The 3,600-nt window shown below is 62.3% G+C and carries 3 protein-coding genes; 2 read left to right on the top strand and 1 reads right to left on the bottom strand.

The genetic code is table 11. The annotated features are described in order from the left end of the window. Positions 1-271: 271 nt before the first annotated feature. The gene (locus tag LQT98_RS23175; RefSeq protein WP_231465540.1) at positions 272-799 is read right to left on the bottom strand and encodes a hypothetical protein; all 528 of its coding nucleotides are present in this window, start codon (positions 797-799) and stop codon (positions 272-274) included. Positions 800-1,336: 537 nt separating this feature from the next. Between LQT98_RS23175 and LQT98_RS23170 the strand changes: the two genes are divergently transcribed. Continuing rightward, positions 1,337-2,986, top strand: a complete 1,650-nt coding sequence (locus LQT98_RS23170) for a methyl-accepting chemotaxis protein (RefSeq protein WP_231465538.1) — start codon at positions 1,337-1,339, stop codon at positions 2,984-2,986. Positions 2,987-3,254: 268 nt separating this feature from the next. Further along, positions 3,255-3,600, top strand: a 346-nt coding sequence (locus tag LQT98_RS23165; RefSeq protein ID WP_456237138.1) for a hypothetical protein, incomplete at its 3' end; no start/stop codon positions are given.

Below are 3,600 nucleotides of genomic sequence, written 5' to 3'. Positions count from 1 at the left end.
ACCAATAAGGACGGCCTGGAAATCAAGATCAAACCGGATGGCGACGCCAGCAAACTGACGGTGAACACCCATGGCCTCAGCTATAGCAAGGCTTGGCGCAAATTGGTCAATAGCTGCGCCCAATCCGGCTAAGAACCTGTTTACGATCTCGCGAGCTAAGGCGAGACAAGGCGAAAATGGCTGAGAAAGCGGAATGTACAAGCGGTACATGAGCATTTCGAAGACGTGTTCAACGCCGTATCGCCGACGCGCAGCAGATCGTAAACAGGTTCTAAGCCCCCAGCCGCGCGAAAAAGTCCCGATACACCTCCGCTTCGCTCACCTGCTTGGTGCGGGAATCACCATTGCTGTCCCAGATGGTGCGCTGGAAACGGGCGCGCAGCCAAACGCCCTGGCCGCCAGCGGCCGGGCGCAGGGTGATCAGCGCTTCCAGGCTTTGGTGGTCCGGTTTGCCGGGCAGGCCCATTTTCATTTTCAAAAGGCCGCGCAGCACTTCCCGGCTGGTGCTGACCAGTTTTTCATGGCGTTCGGCGCGCAGCAGGGAGAAGTCCGCGTCTTCTTCCAGCCGGCCGTAACCCATCGCCGCCAAGGCCTTGCCGCCGGCGCGCAGCGCTTGCGCCACGGTGGCGCCGCGCCAGTAGAAATCGCGGGCGTTCTGATAAGCGGCGTTTTCGGCGGCGTCCAGTTCCACCCGCACCTGGGTGGAACTGTAGCGCAGTATGCGGCCGCCATCGCCCACCACTTGTTCCTTGTCCGCCGCGCAAACGGCGGCGCTCAGGCTCAGCGCCGTCAGCGTCATGGCGAAGGCGGCGCGGCCGCGCCGGGCGTCAAACGCGCCACGGCGTGACGCTGGGCGTTGTTTTAAGCGCAACAGGAGATGCAAGCAGGATGTTTTCATCGCGTCCGTATTATTTTGACATTTGAAAACTTTAACACAGACATTATGGCGTTTAAATTGCCAACAGCATGACTTCTGTCTTGGGTGGCGCCCTGCCCGGCCATGGGCCCGGTAACGTCCGCGCCGGCCCGGACATACACCCTATGTTCCCACTTTGCGATGCAAAAATAACCATTAGGACTATCGGTGCGGCGTGAATTATGATTGGGCCCATTCAATGAACGTCGCACCGCTTCCGCCTCCGTCACGAGGAGAGGCGCTGGCATTGAAACACTCCGTCGCACCGGCCTGTGGGCCCATTCCTGATGTTCCAGAATCCCGGCCCCGGCTGGAGTCCGTGCCAGCATGAAGCGCTGCGTCTTCACACATTGATGCAATCGCCAATTCATATGCGTTTGCTATGAAAAAAGATGAATATCAGCGCCAATGGGGGGCATTATGTTAAGTCAATTCACGATCGGGCAGCGCATCGCCGCGCTGGCGGGCAGCCTGCTGTTTGCAGTGGCTCTGGTGGGCGGTTCCGGCTGGTGGTCGTTGAACCAGATGGATGGCGAGCTGACCTCGCTGTTTGACCAGAAAATCGCGTTCCGTTATCAGATGAACGCCATGCAAAGCAGCATGCTGCACATCCGCCAGGATGAGAAGAATATCTTCATCAGCATTGGCAATCCGGACAACTCGGATCAGAGCATCCAGACCAACAAGCAGTTGCTGGACAAGCATATCGCCGAGTTCAAGAACCAGGCTTCCACCGCCAAGTCCATGGCCATGGCGGCGGATCATCAGAGAACCTTCGACAGCATGCTGACCGGCCTGTCCGGCTATGAGCACGGCATGAACGGGCTGTATCAGAAGATCGCCAGCGGCGAGATCAGCCGGGCCAATGTCGGCGACGAGGGCATCACCCCGTTCAAGCCCAAGCTGTACGAGGCGCGCGACGCGCTCAACAGCCTGAGCAAGCTGGCCGACGATTCCGCGCAGGCCGCGGAGGACGCGCTGGCGGTCAGCATGAAGAACACCCGCAATATGATGCTGACCATCCTGGTGCTGGCGCTGGTGGTGGGCGTGGGCCTGGCTTTCGCCATCGTCCGCTCCATCACCCGCCCCTTGCAGGCGATGCAGCAGACCATGCGCCACGCGGCGGAACAAAACGATTTGACGGTGTCGGTGGATCAGACCGGCCGCGACGAGGTCAGCGAAACCGGCCGCGCGCTGGCGCAACTACTGGGCAATCTGCGCGCCTTCCTGCGCCAGACCCGCGACGACGCCAAGCAGGTGAACGACACCGCCCACGCCTTGTCCGGGGTGTCCAAGCGCATTGCCGAGGCGTCCCAGGTGCAAACCGACGCCTCTTCGTCCACCGCCGCCGCGGTGGAAGAGATGACGGTGAGCATCAACCTGGTGGCCGAGCACGCGGTGGAAATGGCCGGCGAGGCCAAGAGCAGCATGAACGAGGCGGTGAGCGGCAGCGATGTGGCCGGCCAGGCGGCGCAGCAGATGTCGGAAATCGCCAGCGTGATCAGCCGTTCCGAAACCATCATCATCGGCCTGAACCAGCGTTCCGATGAGATTGGCAATATCGTGGACGTGATCCACGACATCGCCGAGCAGACCAATCTGCTGGCCTTGAACGCGGCCATCGAGGCGGCGCGCGCCGGCGAAACCGGCCGCGGCTTCGCGGTGGTGGCGGACGAGGTGCGCAAGCTGGCGGAGCGCACCGCTCAGGCCACCGGCGAGATCTCGGAAAAAATCAAGGCGGTGCAAGGCGACACCACCACGGCGGTGGCCAGCATGCGCGAAGCCACCGAGCGGGTGGAAGCCGGCGTGGCGCTGAGCGGCACGCTGTCGGAACGCCTAGCGCAGATCCGTGTGCTGTCCACGCGCTTGCTGGAGAAAACCAGCGAGATCGCGGAGGCGATGCGCGAGCAGAGCACCGCCAGCAACGAGGCGGCCAAGAATGTGGAGCGCATTGCCAATATGGGCACGGAAAACGGCTTGTCGGTGGAGGAATCCTCCGCCATGGCGCAGCAGTTGTCCGGCCTGGCGCATGGGCTGGATGCGGCGATCAACCGCTTCCGCGCGGATTGAGATAAAAAGCGTCGCGCTTGAGCAGCTTCCATCAGGTCTAGCTTCTCCATCATGAGGGCGCGTCCGGCTTGGTCCGGCCGCGCCCGCAGAACGTGTTTACAATCTCGCGAGCAAGAGCGAGACAAGGCGAAAACGAGCGAAAAAGCGGAATGTACAAGTGGTACATGAGCATTTTGAGGGCGTTTTCAACGCTGTATCGCCGAAGCGCAGCAGATCGTAAACAGGTTCTCATGCCACAATCCAGGTTTTCGCCCGCCCTCTTCTTCCCATGTCCGTCCTCGAGCCGCTGTACGCGCCGTTCGCCTCCTCTGCCGCCGTGCTGCTGTGGCCGGCGCTATTCCTGCTGCTGAGCCGCCAACTGCGCCGCCGCGCCTGGTTCTGGCCCTATGTGGCGCTGTCGCTGCCGGGCACGGTGCTGCACGAGCTGTGCCATTTCCTGGTGGGCTGGCTGCTGCGGGCGCGCCCCAGCCGCTTCAGCGTGTGGCCGCGCCGCAACGGCCGGCAGCTGACGCTGGGCCAGGTGGGCTTCAGCCGGCTGACGTGGTGGAACGCGCTGCCCATCGGCATCGCGCCCTTGCTGTTGCTGCCGCTGGGCTGGGGCCTGCTGGCGCTGG

The sequence above is a fragment of the Chromobacterium aquaticum genome, assembly GCF_021129195.1.
In the GTDB taxonomy this organism is placed as follows: Bacteria; Pseudomonadota; Gammaproteobacteria; order Burkholderiales; family Chromobacteriaceae; genus Chromobacterium; species Chromobacterium aquaticum.
This window is presented reverse-complemented; position numbering and strand designations above follow the sequence as displayed.